Origin of the sequence: Tsukamurella pulmonis (genome assembly GCF_900103175.1) — a bacterium.
In the GTDB taxonomy this organism is placed as follows: domain Bacteria; phylum Actinomycetota; class Actinomycetes; order Mycobacteriales; family Mycobacteriaceae; genus Tsukamurella; species Tsukamurella pulmonis.
Map to the genome: position 1 here is coordinate 948,639 of NZ_FNLF01000002.1, position 15,874 is coordinate 964,512.

A 15,874-nucleotide genomic window follows, 5' to 3' on the forward strand; every position below is an offset into this window, starting at 1 on the left:
CATGTCCCAGATGACAGCCGCGACCACGCCCAAGGGTGAGCGCCGGCGCGCGGCCCTGGTGGCCGCGGCCGGTGAGCTCCTCGTCGAAGGCGGATTCGAGTCGGTCCGGCACCGGGCCGTGGCCCACCGCGCGCACATCCCGCTCGCGGCCACCACCTACTACTTCGAGTCGCTGGGGGACCTGCTCTCGAACGCCGTCGCGTACGCGGGCGAGATCGACGTGGCCGCGGTGCGCGAGCGGGTGGACGCGGTCAGCCGGCGGCGGCGAGGCGATTCGGCCCTGGCGAAGCTGCTCGCGACGGTCTTCTTCGCCTGCGAGTCCGAGGCCGAGCGCGGCGTGCTCGTCTCCCGCTACGAGCGGATGGTGTTGTGCACGCGCGACCCCGAGCTCACCCGGCTGCAAGCCGGAATGCGCAGCGTCCTGGCGGAACTGCACACGGAGGTCCTCGTCCGCTCGGGCCGGCGGGCGCATCCGTCCGACGTCGAGCGGCTGATGGCGATCGAGGACGGCGCCGCCCTCGCCGCGTTCACCGCCAACGGGGCGGACGTGCCCCGCGCGGTCCGCGACGCGCTCGTCCCCGTCGTCGACGACCTGGCCCCCGTGCTCGCGTGAGCGGCGCGGCCGGGCGTGCATGAGATAATCGCCCCGTGAGCACTCCCCGCATCCCCGACGTCCTCGCCAACCGCTACGCCAGCCCGCGCATGCGCGAGCTGTGGTCGCCCGAGTACAAGATCGTGCTGGAGCGCCAGCTGTGGATCGCGGTGCTCAAGGCGCAGCGGGATCTCGGGGTGGACGTGCCCGACGGTGCCGTCGAGGCCTACGAGAAGGTCGTCGACCAGGTCGATCTCGCGTCGATCGCCGAGCGCGAGCGGATCACCCGGCACGACGTGAAGGCGCGGATCGAGGAGTTCAGCGATCTCGCGGGCTTCGAGCAGATCCACAAGGGCATGACCTCGCGCGACCTGACGGAGAACGTCGAACAGCTGCAGGTGCTGCGCTCGCTGGAGTACGTGCGCGATCACGCCGTCGCAGTGGCCGCCCGGCTCGCCGAGCGCGCGGCGCAGTACTCGTCCGTGGTGATGGCGGGCCGCTCGCACAACGTCGCGGCGCAGGCCACCACGTTGGGCAAGCGCTTCGCCTCGGCCGCCAACGAGCTGCTGGTCGCGATCGAGCGGCTGGAGAACCTGATCGGCCGCTACCCGCTGCGCGGCATCAAGGGCCCGATGGGCACCTCGCAGGACATGCTCGACCTGCTCGACGGCGACGCCGCCAAGCTGGCCTCGCTCGAGACCCGGGTGGCCGAGCACCTCGGGTTCGCGCAGTCGCTCGTGTCCGTCGGCCAGGTCTACCCGCGCTCTCTCGACCACGACGTGGTGAGCGCCCTGGTCCAGGTGGCGGCGGGACCGTCGTCGATGGCCACGACGATCCGGCTCATGGCCGGGCACGAGCTGGTCACCGAGGGCTTCCAGCCCGGCCAGGTGGGCAGCTCCGCCATGCCGCACAAGATGAACACCCGCTCCTGCGAGCGCGTCAACGGCCTGACGGTGATCCTGCGCGGCTACGGCTCCATGGCGGCCGAGATGGCGGGCTCGCAGTGGAACGAGGGCGACGTCTTCTGCTCCGTGATCCGCCGCGTGGCCCTGCCGGACGCCTTCTTCGCGATCGACGGCCTCTTCGAGACCTTCCTGACGGTGCTCGACGAGTTCGGCGCCTACCCGGCGGTGATCGAGAACGAGCTGAACCGCTACCTGCCCTTCCTCGCCACCACCCGCGTGCTCATCGCCGCGGTGCGCGCCGGGGTCGGTCGCGAGGTCGCGCACGAGGCGATCAAGGAGCACGCCGTCGCCGTGGCGCTCGCGATGCGCGAGGAGGGCCGCGAGCCCGACCTGCTCGACCGCCTCGCCGGCGATCCCCGCCTGGGCCTGACCCGTGCGCAGCTCGACGAGGCCCTCGCCGATCGCGCCGCCTTCACCGGTGCCGCGGAGGCCCAGGTCGCCCAGGTCGTCGCCGATGTCGAAGCGCTGACCGCCAAGTACCCCGACGCCGCCGCCTACAACCCGGCCCCCATCCTCTGATCGCTACGCGGGCCGCGCGTTCCCTGCGGTTTCCGTGATCGCGACCTGTGATTCGCCCACGGAAACCGCAGAACTCGGGGGCAACGCCAGCCGGGGGACCACCGGTGGCGGGCCCGACCAGCCGCGCGCTCGGAGTTCGGTCTCCAGGCGCGCGACGAAGGTCGCCCGATCGTGGGCCAGGTTCCACGCGGTCACGCGGATGATGGCCCACCCGCGGCCCGTGATCGCGTTCCACCGGGCGACGTCCCGGCGCTGCTGCGCGACGGAACGGTGATGGTCGCCGTCGTATTCGATCGCGATCCGGTACCGCTCCGAGCCGAGGTCCACGCGGTAGCGCGTGCCGGGTATCCGGACCTGTGGCCGGAAGAACGCGAACCCGGCGCGGTGCACGACCAGCCGGCTGTAGGTCTCCCAGTGCGAGTCGGCCGCATCGCTCGATGCGGCCAGCACCTGCCGTACCCGACGACCGGCGTGCAGACCCGGGCGCGCGTCGAGGTACGCGAGCACTGCGCCCGCCGTGGTCACGGACCTGCCGTAACGGTCGGGCCGCAGGCACTGGTCGAAGCCCGCGATCGCCTCGTCGCCGGCCGTGCGGCGCGCGATGTCCACGGCCGTGAGCACTCCCGAGGTGGCGCGTCGCCGCAGGACGATCTCGACGTCCTCCGGTGCCAGCGCGCCGCAACGGATGACGATGCCGCTGCGCGTGCGCTGCTGCGGCAACCAGATCTCGGGCGGATGCCCGTCGGTGAACTGGGCGCCGTGGAGGGCGGCGGCCGTCCACCCGGTGAAGACGAGCTGCGGGTAGGCGACGGCCAGCGCGTCGCGGACGTCCCGCGGGCTGACGGGCGCGGATCCGTCCCGCCGCACGCCCCGGATCACCGAGACGGAGTCGGTGCGGACGCCGTGCTCGGTCGCGGCGAGGAGGGCGTCGCGGGTCCGGCGCATCATATGAATTGGACGCATCAGCGGCGCGTGCGGATCCCTCGGCCCGCGTTTCCTGCGGTTTCGGTGACCCCGACCTGCGATCCGCCCGCGGAAACCGCAGGAAACCCCAGGGGCGATAGGGTTGGGGTGTGCGTCCTGAACTGAGCGAATACACGCCGATCTACTCGGGCAAGGTCCGCGAGCTGTACGAGGTGGACGAGCAGCACCTGCTGCTCGTCGCGAGTGACCGGACCAGCGCCTACGACTACATCCTGGACACGCCGATCCCCGACAAGGGGCGCGTGCTCACCGCGATGTCGGTGTTCTTCTTCGACGCGCTCGGCGTGCCGAACCACCTGGCCGGCCCGGTCGACGATCCGCGCATCCCGGAATCGGTGCTCGGCCGCGCGCTCATCACCCGCCGGCTCGACATGGTGCCCGTGGAGTGCGTGGCCCGCGGCTACCTCACCGGCTCCGGCCTCAAGGAGTACCGCGCGAACGGCCAGGTGTGCGGCGTGCCGCTGCCCGAGGGCCTCGTCGACGGCAGCCGGATCGACCCGCCGATCTTCACCCCCGCCACCAAGGCGGCCGTCGGCGATCACGACGAGAACGTCTCGTTCGAGCGGGTCGTCGAGGAGGTCGGCCTCGAGCTGGCGACGCGACTGCGCGAGCTGACCCTGGCGGTCTACTCGAGTGGCGCGGACATCGCCCGTGAGCGCGGGATCACCCTCGCGGACACCAAGTTCGAGTTCGGCCGCACCCCCGACGGGGAGCTCCTGCTCGCCGACGAGGTGCTCACGCCCGACTCCTCGCGCTACTGGGACGGCGCGCTCTACGAGCCCGGGGTCGCCCTGCCGAGCTTCGACAAGCAGATCGTGCGCGACTGGCTCACCAAGGAATCCGGCTGGTCGACGGATGCGGGCACCCCGCCGCCGCCCCTACCGGCGGATGTCGTCGAGCGCACGCGCGCCCGCTACATCGAGGCCTACGAGCGCATCTCGGGCCTGAGCTTCGCCGACTGGCCGGGCGGCGCGCAGTGACCGGCCCCGGGCAGCCTGTCGCGAAGAAGGTCCCGGCGCCCCGGACGTTCCACGGCGACACCGTCGTCGACGACTACGCCTGGCTCGCCGACACCTCGAACGAGGAGGTGCTCGACTACCTGCGGGCCCACAACGCCTTCACCGAGGCCGCAACCGCGAGCCAGGAGCCGCTGCGCGAGAAGATCTTCGGTGAGATCAAGGCGCACACGCAGGAGACCGACATGTCGGTCCCGCAGCGTCGGCGCGGCCACTGGTACTACGCGCGCACCGTCGAGGGCAAGCAGTACGGGATCCATTGCCGTGCACCGATCGCGGGCCCCGATGACTGGACCCCGCCGGTCCTGTCCGAGGAGCCGCTGCCGGGCGAGCAGGTCCTGCTCGACCTCAACGTCGAGGCGGAGGGGCACGAGTACATCGCGGTCGGCGCCGCGTCCGTCTCGCCCGACGGTGCCCTCCTCGCGTTCTCGCTCGACACCTCCGGCGACGAGCGGTTCACCCTGCGGGTGCGCGACATCGAGACCGGTGAGCTGCTGCCCGACACCGTCGAGGGCGTCTTCTACGGCGCGACGTGGGCGCTCGACGGGCGGCACCTGTTCTACACCACCGTCGACGACGCCTGGCGCGCCGACAGTATCTGGCGGCACGAGATCGGTTCGGCCGCCGAGGACGTGCGCGTCTTCCACGAGACCGACCAGCGGTTCGGCGTGGGCATCGGGCTCACCCGCAGCGAGAAGTACCTCATGATCGCCGCATCGTCGACGCTCAGCTCCGAGACCCATGTGCTCGACGCCGCCGACCCGACGGGGGAGTTCCGCGTGCTGCGGCCGCGCGAGGAGGACGTCGAGTACTCGGTCGAGCACGCGGTGCTCGGCGGCGAGGACCGGTTCCTGTTCCTGCACAACCGCACCGGCATCAACTTCGAGCTGGCCTCGGCCCCCGTCGGCGCGCCGGGGGAGTGGACGGTGCTCGTCCCGCACCGCGACGACGTGCGCCTGGAGTACGTGGACGCCTACGCCCGACGGCTCGCCCTCGGGTACCGACGGGGCGGCCTGCCGCGCCTCGCGCTCGCGGAGGCCACGGCCGCACCGGAGTTCACCGAGTGGGACCCGGGTGAGGAGCTGGTCAACCTCGGCCCCGCCGCGAACCCCGAGTGGGACGCGCCGCGGCTGCGCCTGGCCTACGAGTCCTTCGTGACCCCGGGCACCGTGCTCGAGCTCGACCCCGTCACGGGGGAGCAGACCGTGCTCAAGCGTGCGAACGTCCCCGGCTACGACGCCGCGCTCTACACCGCGGAACGGGTCTGGGTGAGCGCCCGCGACGGCGCACGGGTACCGGTATCGGTGGTGCGGCGCAAGGACGTCGGCGACGGGCCCGCGCCCACGCTGCTCTACGGGTACGGCTCCTACGAGGCCACGCTGGACCCGTGGTTCTCCGTCGCCCGGCTCTCGCTCATGGACCGCGGCGTGGTCTTCGCCGTGGCGCACGTGCGCGGCGGCGGCGAGATGGGCCGCGCCTGGTACGACCACGGCAAGCAACTGGAGAAGCGCAACACCTTCACCGACTTCGTCGACGTCGCACAGCATCTCGTCGATGCGGGACGCGCGGTGCCGCAGCGCCTGGTCGCCATGGGCGGCAGCGCCGGAGGCCTGCTCGTGGGCGCCGTGGCGAACCTGGCGCCGGAACTGTTCTCCGGCATCGCCGCCGACGTGCCCTTCGTGGACCCGCTCACCTCCATCCTCGACCCGAGCCTGCCGCTCACCGTGGGCGAGTGGGACGAGTGGGGCAACCCGCTCGAGAGCGCCGAGGTGTACCGGTACATGCGCGACTACTCGCCGTACGAGAACGTGGCCGCGAAGCCCTACCCCGCGATCCTCGCGACCACCTCGCTCAACGACACACGCGTGCTCCCGACCGAGCCCGCGAAGTGGGTGGCCAAGCTCCTCGACCACACCACCTCGGGCGAGCAGATCCTGCTCAAGACCGAGATGGTCGCGGGCCACGCGGGCGTCAGCGGTCGGTACGCGAAGTGGCGCGAGACCGCCTTCGAGTACGCCTGGGTCCTCGACAGGCTCGGGGTCGCCCAGTAGATTCGCGATCATGAAGAAGATCGTGTTCGGTGCCGTCTGTGCTGCGGTGCTCGTCCCGTTCGCCGCGCCCGCCCAGGCGGCCCCGGACGGCGCGGGCGGGCCCGCGGGGCCGACGGTGACCTACTCCTACGTCGGTCCGGCGACCGCGCCGCAGTACCACCAGGAGTACGTGATCGAGGTGCGCGACGGCGTCGCGACGGCGAAGGTCGGCGGCTACGGCACCGTCGACGGCACGGCGAAGCCCGCGAAGACGCAGACCGAGCGGCTCGACAACCCGGCGCAGCGCGCCCTCGTGCAGACGGCCCCGTCGATCCCGGCGTCCGCGACCGGGACGCCCTGCCCGGGCGCGGCGACGTACCGCCTGACCTACCGCAATCCCGGCTCCGAGCCGAAGCGGACCGTCGCGTACACGTGCGCGTCGGGGGACCGCGGAGACTTCGCCGCGCTCGCGCGCTACATCGACCCGGTGGCGAAGCAGCTCGACGTGCTGCCCCGCCTCACCTTCACCGTGACCGGCTGACGCCGCCCCGGAGGACGCGACACCCCGGAAGACGCGAAAGTGCCCGGCCCCCACAGGGGGCCGGGCACTCTTCGGATCGGATGAGGATCAGTGCGGCATGACCATCTGCCGCTCGGCGGCCTCGGTGTCCGCCTGGTGCGTCCGCGGCAGGAAGAACGCCGGGATGATGCACAGCGCCACCAGGATCGCGGCCACGAAGTACGTGTTGCCGAAGGCCTCCGCCGCGAACGGTAGGTTCTCGTGCAGGAACTTCGAGAAGCCGCTCTCGCCCTGGAACATCGCGATGCCCTTATCTCGGGCATCCGGGCTCGAGTTCAGCCGGAAGGCCAGCGCGCCGGTGTTCACCTCGCCCTGCGGGGTCTGCATCGGCGAGCCCGCGTTGGTCAGCCAGTTGGTGAACAGCACCGAGAAGATCGCGGTGCCCATCGAGGCGGCGATCTGCTGGACGATGTTCGTCAGCGTGGAACCGCGGGAGATGGACTCCGGAGCCAGGGTGCGGATGGCGGCCGACATGGTCGGCATCATCGTCATACCCATACCGAGGCCCTGGATCAGCAGCGAGCCCAGCAGGATCCAGTACGGGGTGTCCGCGGAGACCTGCGTGAAGGCGATCATGCCGCCGGTGATCAGCGCGAGGCCGGTCATGACGAACTTGCCCGGGCCCATCTTGTCGGTGAGCACACCGGCGATCGGCATGGTCAGCATGGCGCCGAGGCCCTGCGGGGCCAGCAGTAGGCCGGCCATGAGGGTCGACTCGCCGCGGATGCCGATGAAGTACTGCGCGTACAGGATCGAGCTGCCGAAGAAGGCCATGGCGAACATCGCGAAGGTGATCATGGCGACGGTCATGTTCCGGTTCTTGAACAGCCGCAGGTCGAGCAGCGGCAGCTTGGCGCGCAGCGCCCAGAAGACGAAGCCGATGATCAGCACGAGGCCGACGATCGTGGCGGGGATGACCCGCCCGGTGTACATCGACGAATCCGACTGCGCCTCGGGGATCGAGGAGATGCCGAACAGGAACAGTGCGAGGCCGGGCGAGAGCAGCAGGAAGCCGACGAGGTCGAACTTCTGGCCCTTGACGGGCTCGTCCTTGTCGAGCACGAACCAGGCGTAGACGATCGCGATCGCGCCGATCGGCACGTTGATCAGGAAGATCCAGTGCCACGAGAAGGACTCGATCAGCCAGCCGCCGAGGATCGGCCCGCCGATGGGGCCGAGCAGCATCGGGATGCCGAGCACGGCCATGACGCGGCCGATGCGCTCCGGGCCGGCGGCCCGGGTCAGGATCATCATGCCCAGCGGCATGAGCATGCCGCCGCCGAGGCCCTGCAGCACGCGGAACAGGATCAGCATCTCGATCGAATTCGCGACGGCGCACAGCGCCGAGCCGAGGACGAACAGCAAGGTGGCGGTCATGTAGAGCCGCTTGGTGCCGAACCGGTCAGCGGCCCAGCCGGTCACGGGGATCACGGCGGCCAGCGCCAGGGTGTAACCGGTCATCGTCCAGGCGACGGTGGCGGGCGAGGCGCCCCACTGCGACTGGAAGGTGTTCTGCGCGACCGCGACGATCGTCATGTCCAGGATGGCCATGATCGACCCGAGGACGACCACGCCGGCCACCATCAGGACTCGCTTGTCGAGCCCCTCACCCGCGTGCGGGATCTCGCTCTTGTCGAGCGTGTTCTCGGTACTCATGCGTTCTCTTTCATTGCGGTGAAGAAGGGGTTCGGAGGGATCAGGCCCTCGTCGAGGATCTCGACCATCACGTCGTGCAGCCGCGTGCGCAGCTCCAGCGGGAGTCGTTCCGCGAAACCGAGCACCTCACGGTGCTTGTCGCTGACCGCGGACGCAACTGTTTTTCGTCCGAGGTCGGTGATGGTCAGGTTCTTGATCCGGCGGTCCGCTGCGTCCTCACGTCGATCCACCATCTCGAGCTGGACAAGCTTCTCCACGTTCCGTCCCGTGGCGGCGACGGACAGTCCCAGATCATCGGCGAGCCGGTTGATCGGGAGCGGGGCATCGGCAGCGGTGAGCTGCAGCAGGATGTGGAACTGGTGCGCGGTGATGTCCGACGACAGCATCGTGCCCAGGCTCTCCTGGGTGACATTGCACATGAGACGGCCCATGAACTCCCCGAAGACCTCGGTGAGGGCCTCGGGCGTCACGTCCCTGGAAGTTGCTTGCACCCAAAAACGGTAACTCTCGCGCAACCATTGCGCAAACGAGATAGATGTGTCCTGCGTTACATCCGGGCGTAGGCTCGGGCGCATGACCGCTCTGGACTCCATCGCCCTGACCACGCTCGACGGCGCCGCCACCTCGCTCGCCGATTACGCCGGACGGGCCGTGCTCGTCGTCAATGTCGCCAGCAAGTGCGGCCTGACGCCGCAGTACGCGGGACTCGAGGCCCTCGCCACCCGCTACGCCGACCGCGGCCTGACGGTGCTCGGCGTGCCCTGCAACCAGTTCGCGGGACAGGAGCCCGGTACGGCGGAGGAGATCGCCACCTTCTGCTCGACCAGCTACGGCGTCACCTTCCCGCTGCTGGAGAAGACCGACGTCAACGGCGAGGGCCGGAACCCGCTCTACGCCGAGCTGACGAAGACCGCCGACGCCGAGGGCGAGGCCGGCGACATCCAGTGGAACTTCGAGAAGTTCCTCATCGCGCCGGACCACGTCGCGGTGCAGCGGTTCCGCCCGCGCACCGAGCCCGAGTCCGACGCGGTGGTCGGCGCGATCGAGGCCGTCCTGCCCGCCTGATCGGCTCGTTCAGCGACACGCAACCTTTCGTCCCCGAACGGGACACCTGCGGCGCGCACACTGCGGACATGAGCTCGCCGCTGTACGTCTCGGTCTCCGCCCTCTCCGACGCCACGCGCGCGCACGCCGAGCGGTTCGCGGCGCAGATGGACGAGCGCGGCGTCCCCGTCTCGCTGCTCGTGGCGCCCCGTCTCAAGGGCAAGTACCGGCTGGTCGACGACCCGTCGACTCAGTCCTTCCTGCGCGAGCGGCGCGCGGGCGGCGACGCGATCGTGCTCAACGGCTACGACCAGGCCGCCACCAAGCGCCGCCGCGCGGAGTTCTCCACGCTCGGCGCCCACGAGGCCAAGCTGCGCCTCGCCGCCGCCGACCGGGTGCTCGAGACCGTCGGCCTGCGCACCCGCGTCTTCGCCGCGCCGCGCTGGAACGCCTCCACCGGGGCGGTGCTCGCGCTGCCCGAGGCCGGCTTCCGGCTCAACCTGGGCTACACCGCGATCACCGACCTGGTGACCGGCGCGGAGGACAAGGCCCGCGTGCTCGGCATCGGCGACGGCTTCCTCAGCGAACCCTGGTGGTGCCGCGCCCTGCTCGCCCAGGCCAACCGCATCGCCCGACGGGGCGGGGTCCTGCGGCTCGCGGTCGACGCCCGGCGGCTCGAGTCCTCGACGGTCTCGCGCACCATGCTCGACGCGGTCGACCTCGCGCTGCACCACGGTGCCGTCCCCGCGGTCTACGAGCACCGCGCGCGCCTACTCGTCGCGGCCTGAGCGGCGCCGCTCAGAATTCGCGCGCGTCCTGCGCGCCCCAGCGCACGAACTCGGCACCGTCGGGACGGAGCTCCTCGAGCCGCCCGAGGTAGACCCCCGCGCCCTCGGCGGTCAGCAGTGCGTCGTGGATCGGGACGGCCGCGGTGGGCCGCACCGCCCGGAAGAAGTCGATGGTCTCGCTGATCCGGCACCACGGGGCGTTCACGGGCAGGCCGAGCACCTCGACCCGGACGTCCTCGGGCACGTGCAGGGCGTCGCCGGGGTGGTAGAAGCGCGCGGGCCGCGCCTCGTCGCCGAGCAGGAAGGAGGTGTTGTCGATGGTCGGGATGTCCGGGTGGATGACGGCGTGCACGCCGCCGACCGCCCGCGCGATGAGGTTGCCGATGCCGTAGTCGTGGCCCGGGAGCGCCGCGATCCAGCGGTCGCCGCGGCGGCCGGCGGTGGTCGGATCGGCGAACAGCTGGGCGCCGGGATTGGCCTCGACCAGCGCATCGATGCGGTCGGGATCGATGTGGTCCGGGTGCTGGTGGGTGATCACGATCGCATCGAGGTCGGTGAGGCCCTCGAAGCCCGCGGAGAAGGTGCCGGGATCGAAGAGGACCCGGGTCTCGGACATCTCCACGAGGACGCAGGAATGGCGGTAGTGGGTGAGTCGCATGCGCCCAGTATGCGCCGGTAAACTACCCCGTGAAGCGCGATCGACACCCGAGAGCGCGGTCGAATCGAGAGGGAGCCGCAACGTGGCACGGATTGTGGTGGACGTGATGCCGAAGGCCGAGATCCTGGACCCGCAGGGGAAGGCGATCGTGGGCGCGCTCGACCGCCTGGGCTTCGACGGTGTCGCGGATGTGCGGCAGGGCAAGCGGTTCGAGATCGAGGTCGACGGCGACCTCAGCGACGAGCAGCTCGAGAAGATCGCGGCCGACGTGCTCGCGAACACCGTCATCGAGGAGTTCACCATCACGCGGGTTCAGGCATGAGCGGCGCGACGAGGGTCGGCGTCATCACCTTCCCCGGCACGCTCGACGACGTCGATGCGGCGCGCGCCGTGGAGCGCGCGGGCGGCGAGGCCGTCTCGCTCTGGCACAAGGACCACGACCTGCAGGGCGTCGACGCGGTCGTCGTGCCCGGCGGCTTCTCCTACGGCGACTACCTGCGCGCCGGCGCCATCGCCTCCCTCGCGCCCGTGATGACCGAGGTCGTCGCCGCCGCGAACAAGGGCATGCCGGTCCTGGGGATCTGCAACGGCTTCCAGATCCTGTGCGAGGCCGGCCTGCTCCCCGGTGCGCTGGTGCGCAACGAGGGCCTGCACTTCATCTGCCGCGACGAGTGGCTGCGCGTCGAGGCCACGAACACCGCGTGGACCTCCCGCTACGAGCCGGGTGCCGAGATCCTGGTGCCGCTCAAGTCGGGCGAGGGCCGCTACGTCGCCGACGAGCACACCCTCGACGAGCTCGAGGGCGAGGGCCGCGTGGCCTTCCGCTACGCCGCCGGCAACCCGAACGGCGCCATGCGCGGCATCGCCGGCATCGCCTCCGCGAACGGCCGCGTCGTCGGCCTCATGCCGCACCCGGAGCACGCCACCGAGGCCCTCACCGGCCCGTCGGACGACGGCCTGGGCATCTTCTACTCCGCGCTGGACGCGGTGCTCTCGGCCTGATGACCACGACCGGGGCCACCGCCGAGGGGCTGTGCGCGTTCGTCGACGCCTCGCCCTCGCCCTTCCACGTGGTGGAGACGACGGCGGCGCGCCTGCGCGCCGCCGGGTACACCGCGCTGGCCGAGGGTGACCGCTGGCCCGCCGCCGGCAAGCACTACGTGGTGCGGGGCGGTTCGATCGTCGCCTTCGACACCAGCGGCTTCGGCACGGACGGCGCCTTCCGGATCGTCGGCGGCCACACCGACAGCCCCAACCTGCGGGTCAAGCAGCACCCCGACCTCGAATCCGCCGGGCTCGCCCTCGTCGGCCTCGAGCCCTACGGCGGCGCCTGGCTCAATTCCTGGCTCGACCGGGACCTCGGGATCTCCGGCCGACTCTCGGTCCGCGGCGCCGACGGTGCCGAGACCGTCACCGTCCGCATCGACGAGCCGGTGCTCCGGGTGCCGCAGCTCGCCATCCACCTCTCCGAGAACCGCAAGGGCGTCGAGCTCGATCCGCAGCGGCACGTCAACGCCATCCGCGGCGTGGGCGCCAAGGGGCCCTTCGTGGACCTCGTCGCGGCCGCCGCCGGCGTCGATCCGGCGCGCGTCCTCGGCTGGGAGCTGATGACGCACGACCTCGCGCCGAGCCGGGTGGTCGGCGCCGACGGCGACCTGCTCTCCGCGCCCCGGCTCGACAACGAGGGCACCTGCTACGCCGGCGTCGAGGCGCTCGTCGCCGCCCCCGCCGTCGACGGGATCACCCCGGTGCTCGCGCTGTTCGATCACGAAGAGGTCGGCTCGGGTTCGGACCGCGGCGCCGCCTCCGACCTGCTGCTGACGGTGCTCGAGCGGATCGTGCTCGCCGCCGGCGGCGACCGCGAGGATTTCCTGCGCGTGATGAGCCGCTCGGTGTGCGCCTCGGGCGACATGGCGCACGCGACGCACCCGAACTACCCGGACCGGCACGAGCCGGCGCATCGCATCGCGGTCAACGGCGGACCGGTGCTCAAGGTGAACCAGAACCTGCGCTACGCCTCCGACGCCGTGGGCGAGGCCGTGTTCGCGCTCGCCGCCGAGCAGGCGGGCGTGCCGCTGCAGCGCTACGTGCACCGCGCCGACCTGCCCTGCGGCTCGACGATCGGACCGATCACCGCGGCCCGCACCGGCCTGAGCACCGTCGACGTGGGCGCACCGCAACTCGCGATGCACAGCGCCCGCGAGCTGATGGGCTCCGCGGACGTGGGCCTCTACGCGGCGGCGCTGGCCGCCTTCCTCGCCCCCGCGTGACCGCGGCGCCCGGCCTCCCCGAGTGAACCGCGCCTCACCGGGTTCGGTTAGTGTCCCGTCTCATGACCACTTCACCTGCGGCACCGTCGAACCCGGAGGAGGGTGAGCAGCTCACCCGAGCCCTGAGCAACCGCCACATCCAGCTCATCGCGATCGGCGGCGCCATCGGTACCGGCCTGTTCATGGGCTCCGGCAAGACGATCTCGGTCGCCGGGCCGTCGGTGATCCTCGTGTACATGGTGATCGGGTTCATGCTCTACTTCGTCATGCGCGCGATGGGCGAGCTGCTGCTCAGCCGCACCGGGTACCGCAACTTCTCCGACTTCGCCGGCGACATCCTGGGCCCGTGGGCCGCGCACTTCACCGGGTGGACCTACTGGTTCTGCTGGGTGGTCACCGCCGTCGCCGACGTGGTCGTCATCGCGTCGGTCTACATCACCTTCTGGGCCAAGGACATTCCGCCGTGGATCCCTGCGGTCGCGGTGATCGTGCTGCTCATCGGCCTCAACCTGCCGACGGTCCGTGCGTTCGGCGAGACCGAGTTCTGGTTCGCCATGATCAAGATCGTCGCGATCGTGGCGCTCATCATCGTCGGCGCGGTACTCATCATCACCGGCTTCGAGCACGACGGCGCCCGCGCCTCGATCGCCAACCTCTGGGAGCACGGCGGCATGTTCCCGCAGGGCTTCATGGGCTTCATCGCGGGCTTCCAGATCGCCGTCTTCGCCTTCGTCGGCATCGAACTCGTGGGCACCACCGCGGCCGAGACGAAGAACCCGGAGAAGAACCTGCCGCGGGCGATCAACTCGATCCCGATCCGCATCCTGCTCTTCTACGTCGGCTCGCTGGTCGTGCTCATGTCCGTGGTGCCGTGGGACCGGTTCAGCAAGGACGAGTCGCCGTTCGTCATGCTCTTCACCCTCGCGGGCCTGGGCGCCGCCGCGCACCTGGTCAACGCGGTCGTGCTGACCTCGGCCATGTCGTCGGCGAACTCGGGCATCTACTCCACCTCGCGCATGGTCTACGGCCTCGCCACCGAGGGCGACGCCCCGAGGATCTTCGCGAAGCTCTCCAGCCGCAAGGTGCCGCAGAACGCCCTGTTCCTCACCGGCGTGATGTTGCTGTCCTCGGTGGTGCTGCTCGGCTTCGGTCTCGACAAGTCCGCGGGCTTCACGGTGGTCACCACGGTCTCGTCGCTGTGCTTCATGTTCGTCTGGACGATCATCCTCGTCAGCTACCTGGTGTACCGCAGCCGCCGCCCGCAGGCGCACGCCGAGAGCGCCTTCAAGATGCCGCTCGGCACGGTGATGCCGTGGGTGATCTTCGCGTTCTTCCTGTTCCTGCTGTGGGCCTTCACCCGCGAGACCGACACGCTGCAGGCGATGCTGGTGACGCCGATCTGGTTCCTCATCGTCGGTGCCGCGTACCTCGTACTGCGTCGCAACCCGGAGCACCTCGCCGCGCGGCGTGCCTTCGCCGCCCGCGTGGCGGAGGAGAAGAAGGCCGCCGCGCAGTGGCGGGCCGCGCGGGGCTGATCCCCCTCAGTCCTGCTCGGCGAGCATCGGCGCGTCCGGGCCGAGGGGTCGGTGCAGCAGCGAGCCCCGGGTCACGGCCGCGCGCCCGTACCGGGTGCGCAGGCTGTCCATCGCGAGGTCCAGGTCGGCGTCGTGCTCGCCCCCGTCGAACGGCAGGGCCAGCTGCACCGCGCCGTGGTTCTCCAGGTTCGCCAGCGAGAGCCCGATCAGCGTGCAGCCCCGCTCACGGATGAGCGGCATGGCCTCGTCGAGCAGGGCCCGCGCGGTGGCGAGCACGATCTCCGTCCGGTCGGTGGGCTCGCGCAGCGAGCGGGAGCGGGTGACGGAGGCGTAGTCGTCGAACCGCAGCCGCAGTTCGACGGTGCGCGTCACCCGACCGGCCGCGCGCAGGCGCTCGCCGAGCCGGTCGACGATCGCCAGCGCGACGCTCTCGATCTCGGCCTCCGACTTCGTCCGTCGGCCCAGCGCGCGCTGCGCACCGATGGACTTGCGGCGCCGACCGGTGTCGATGCGGCGCGGGTCGTGCGCCATCGACAGTGCGTACAGGTGCCGCGCGGTGCCGCGGCCGAGGAATGCGGCCAGGCGGTGCTCGCCCAGTTCCGCGATCTGCCCGACGGTGGCGATCCCCACCTCGTGCAGGCGGGCCTCGGTCTTGGGGCCGACGCCCCACAGCCGCCGCACCGGCAGCGGGTGCAGGAACTGCAGCTCCGTACCGGGCGCGACCTCGAGCAGACCGTCGGGCTTGCCGACGGCGCTGGCCACCTTGGCCAGGAACTTGCTGCGCGCGACGCCCACGGTGATCGGCAGCCCGACCTCCGTGCGCACGCGCTCGCGCAGCCGCTCCGCGATCCGCACCGGCGTGCCGCGGATGGCGCGCAGGCCGCCCACGTCGAGGAAGGCCTCGTCGACCGACAGGCCCTCCACCAGGGGCGAGGTGTCCCGGAAGATCTCGAACACGCGGCGGCTTGCCTCCATGTAGGCCTCGAAGCGCGGTGGCATGGTGATCGCGAACGGGGCCAGGGCGAGCGCCTCGCGGTGCGGCATGGGCGAGCGCACCCCCTTGGCCTTCGCCTCGTAACTCGCGGCCAGCACGACGCCCGAGCCCACCAGCACCGGGCGGCCGCGCAGCCAGGGGTGATCGCGCTGCTCGACCGAGGCGTAGAAGGAATCGAGATCGGCGTGCAGGATCGACGCCTCCGTGCGCCCGGCCCCGTCGATTCCCATGACCGCATTGTGC

At 71.0% G+C, this 15,874-nt stretch carries 16 protein-coding genes; 11 read left to right on the forward strand and 5 right to left on the reverse strand.

Annotated elements, in window-relative coordinates:
• The first annotated feature begins 10 nt into the window (after positions 1-10).
• Positions 11-613 (forward strand): TetR/AcrR family transcriptional regulator, encoded by a 603-nt coding sequence (locus tag BLQ62_RS04840; protein ID WP_068533749.1) that lies wholly within the window; start codon positions 11-13, stop codon positions 611-613.
• Between the two features lie 35 nt (positions 614-648).
• Entirely contained in the window at positions 649-2,076 is a 1,428-nt protein-coding gene (purB, locus tag BLQ62_RS04845; protein ID WP_068533380.1) for an adenylosuccinate lyase, read from the forward strand.
• 3 nt (positions 2,077-2,079) lie between these two features.
• Here purB and BLQ62_RS04850 read toward each other — a convergent pair whose 3' ends face one another.
• Positions 2,080-3,021, reverse strand: coding sequence for an endonuclease domain-containing protein (locus tag BLQ62_RS04850; protein WP_160126336.1), 942 nt, complete (start codon positions 3,019-3,021; stop codon positions 2,080-2,082).
• Between the two features lie 128 nt (positions 3,022-3,149).
• On the opposite strand from BLQ62_RS04850, the gene BLQ62_RS04855 reads away from it, so the two are divergent.
• From BLQ62_RS04855 to BLQ62_RS04865, 3 genes are read left to right on the forward strand one after another with little or no spacing between them, the layout of a single operon-like run.
• Positions 3,150-4,040 carry a phosphoribosylaminoimidazolesuccinocarboxamide synthase gene (locus BLQ62_RS04855; protein ID WP_068566964.1) on the forward strand — a complete coding sequence of 297 codons (891 nt, stop codon included), beginning with the start codon at positions 3,150-3,152 and terminating at the stop codon, positions 4,038-4,040.
• Positions 4,037-6,127 carry a S9 family peptidase gene (locus BLQ62_RS04860; protein ID WP_068566962.1) on the forward strand — a complete coding sequence of 697 codons (2,091 nt, stop codon included), beginning with the start codon at positions 4,037-4,039 and terminating at the stop codon, positions 6,125-6,127. The genes BLQ62_RS04855 and BLQ62_RS04860 overlap by 4 nt, the downstream gene beginning before the upstream one ends.
• Positions 6,128-6,137: 10 nt before the next feature.
• Positions 6,138-6,647, forward strand: coding sequence for a hypothetical protein (locus tag BLQ62_RS04865; protein WP_068566960.1), 510 nt, complete (start codon positions 6,138-6,140; stop codon positions 6,645-6,647).
• A gap of 87 nt (positions 6,648-6,734) precedes the next feature.
• Here the strand turns inward: BLQ62_RS04865 and BLQ62_RS04870 are convergent, their stop codons facing one another.
• A complete protein-coding gene (locus BLQ62_RS04870; RefSeq protein ID WP_068566958.1) occupies positions 6,735-8,342 on the reverse strand; it encodes a DHA2 family efflux MFS transporter permease subunit in 1,608 nt (535 codons plus the stop codon).
• A complete protein-coding gene (locus BLQ62_RS04875) occupies positions 8,339-8,833 on the reverse strand; it encodes a MarR family winged helix-turn-helix transcriptional regulator (RefSeq protein ID WP_160126334.1) in 495 nt (164 codons plus the stop codon). The genes BLQ62_RS04870 and BLQ62_RS04875 overlap by 4 nt, the downstream gene beginning before the upstream one ends.
• 82 nt (positions 8,834-8,915) lie before the next feature.
• Between BLQ62_RS04875 and BLQ62_RS04880 the strand changes: the two genes are divergently transcribed.
• Together BLQ62_RS04880 and BLQ62_RS04885 are read left to right on the forward strand one after the other, a co-directional pair.
• Positions 8,916-9,407, forward strand: coding sequence for a glutathione peroxidase (locus tag BLQ62_RS04880; protein ID WP_068566954.1), 492 nt, complete (start codon positions 8,916-8,918; stop codon positions 9,405-9,407).
• A gap of 68 nt (positions 9,408-9,475) precedes the next feature.
• Positions 9,476-10,174, forward strand: coding sequence for a DUF2334 domain-containing protein (locus BLQ62_RS04885; protein WP_068533367.1), 699 nt, complete (start codon positions 9,476-9,478; stop codon positions 10,172-10,174).
• 10 nt (positions 10,175-10,184) lie between these two features.
• On the opposite strand, the gene BLQ62_RS04890 is transcribed toward BLQ62_RS04885, so the two are convergent.
• Entirely contained in the window at positions 10,185-10,832 is a 648-nt protein-coding gene (locus BLQ62_RS04890) for an MBL fold metallo-hydrolase (protein WP_068566952.1), read from the reverse strand.
• 82 nt (positions 10,833-10,914) lie between these two features.
• Between BLQ62_RS04890 and purS the strand changes: the two genes are divergently transcribed.
• From purS to BLQ62_RS04910, 4 genes are all read left to right on the forward strand, one after another.
• On the forward strand, positions 10,915-11,154 hold the full coding sequence (purS, locus tag BLQ62_RS04895) for a phosphoribosylformylglycinamidine synthase subunit PurS (RefSeq protein ID WP_068533363.1): 240 nt from the start codon (positions 10,915-10,917) through the stop codon (positions 11,152-11,154).
• A complete protein-coding gene (gene purQ, locus BLQ62_RS04900) occupies positions 11,151-11,834 on the forward strand; it encodes a phosphoribosylformylglycinamidine synthase subunit PurQ (protein ID WP_068533361.1) in 684 nt (227 codons plus the stop codon). Before purS ends, purQ begins: the two co-directional genes overlap by 4 nt.
• Positions 11,834-13,102, forward strand: coding sequence for a M18 family aminopeptidase (locus BLQ62_RS04905; protein WP_068566950.1), 1,269 nt, complete (start codon positions 11,834-11,836; stop codon positions 13,100-13,102). Before purQ ends, BLQ62_RS04905 begins: the two co-directional genes overlap by 1 nt.
• A gap of 62 nt (positions 13,103-13,164) precedes the next feature.
• Positions 13,165-14,637, forward strand: coding sequence for an amino acid permease (locus tag BLQ62_RS04910; RefSeq protein WP_068566948.1), 1,473 nt, complete (start codon positions 13,165-13,167; stop codon positions 14,635-14,637).
• 6 nt (positions 14,638-14,643) lie between these two features.
• Here the strand turns inward: BLQ62_RS04910 and dinB are convergent, their stop codons facing one another.
• A complete protein-coding gene (dinB, locus tag BLQ62_RS04915) occupies positions 14,644-15,861 on the reverse strand; it encodes a DNA polymerase IV (RefSeq protein ID WP_068566946.1) in 1,218 nt (405 codons plus the stop codon).
• Positions 15,862-15,874: the final 13 nt, after the last annotated feature.

Coding starts and splice junctions, on each gene's coding strand:
- BLQ62_RS04840 (WP_068533749.1), top strand. CDS start 11: ATGACAGCCGCGACCACGCCCAAGGGTGAGCGCCGGCGCGCGGCCCTG.
- BLQ62_RS04850 (WP_160126336.1), bottom strand. CDS start 3,021: ATGCGCCGGACCCGCGACGCCCTCCTCGCCGCGACCGAGCACGGCGTC.
- BLQ62_RS04865 (WP_068566960.1), top strand. CDS start 6,138: ATGAAGAAGATCGTGTTCGGTGCCGTCTGTGCTGCGGTGCTCGTCCCG.
- BLQ62_RS04870 (WP_068566958.1), bottom strand. CDS start 8,342: ATGAGTACCGAGAACACGCTCGACAAGAGCGAGATCCCGCACGCGGGT.
- BLQ62_RS04880 (WP_068566954.1), top strand. CDS start 8,916: ATGACCGCTCTGGACTCCATCGCCCTGACCACGCTCGACGGCGCCGCC.
- BLQ62_RS04885 (WP_068533367.1), top strand. CDS start 9,476: ATGAGCTCGCCGCTGTACGTCTCGGTCTCCGCCCTCTCCGACGCCACG.
- BLQ62_RS04890 (WP_068566952.1), bottom strand. CDS start 10,832: ATGCGACTCACCCACTACCGCCATTCCTGCGTCCTCGTGGAGATGTCC.
- purQ (WP_068533361.1), top strand. CDS start 11,151: ATGAGCGGCGCGACGAGGGTCGGCGTCATCACCTTCCCCGGCACGCTC.
- BLQ62_RS04905 (WP_068566950.1), top strand. CDS start 11,834: ATGACCACGACCGGGGCCACCGCCGAGGGGCTGTGCGCGTTCGTCGAC.
- BLQ62_RS04910 (WP_068566948.1), top strand. CDS start 13,165: ATGACCACTTCACCTGCGGCACCGTCGAACCCGGAGGAGGGTGAGCAG.
- dinB (WP_068566946.1), bottom strand. CDS start 15,861: ATGGGAATCGACGGGGCCGGGCGCACGGAGGCGTCGATCCTGCACGCC.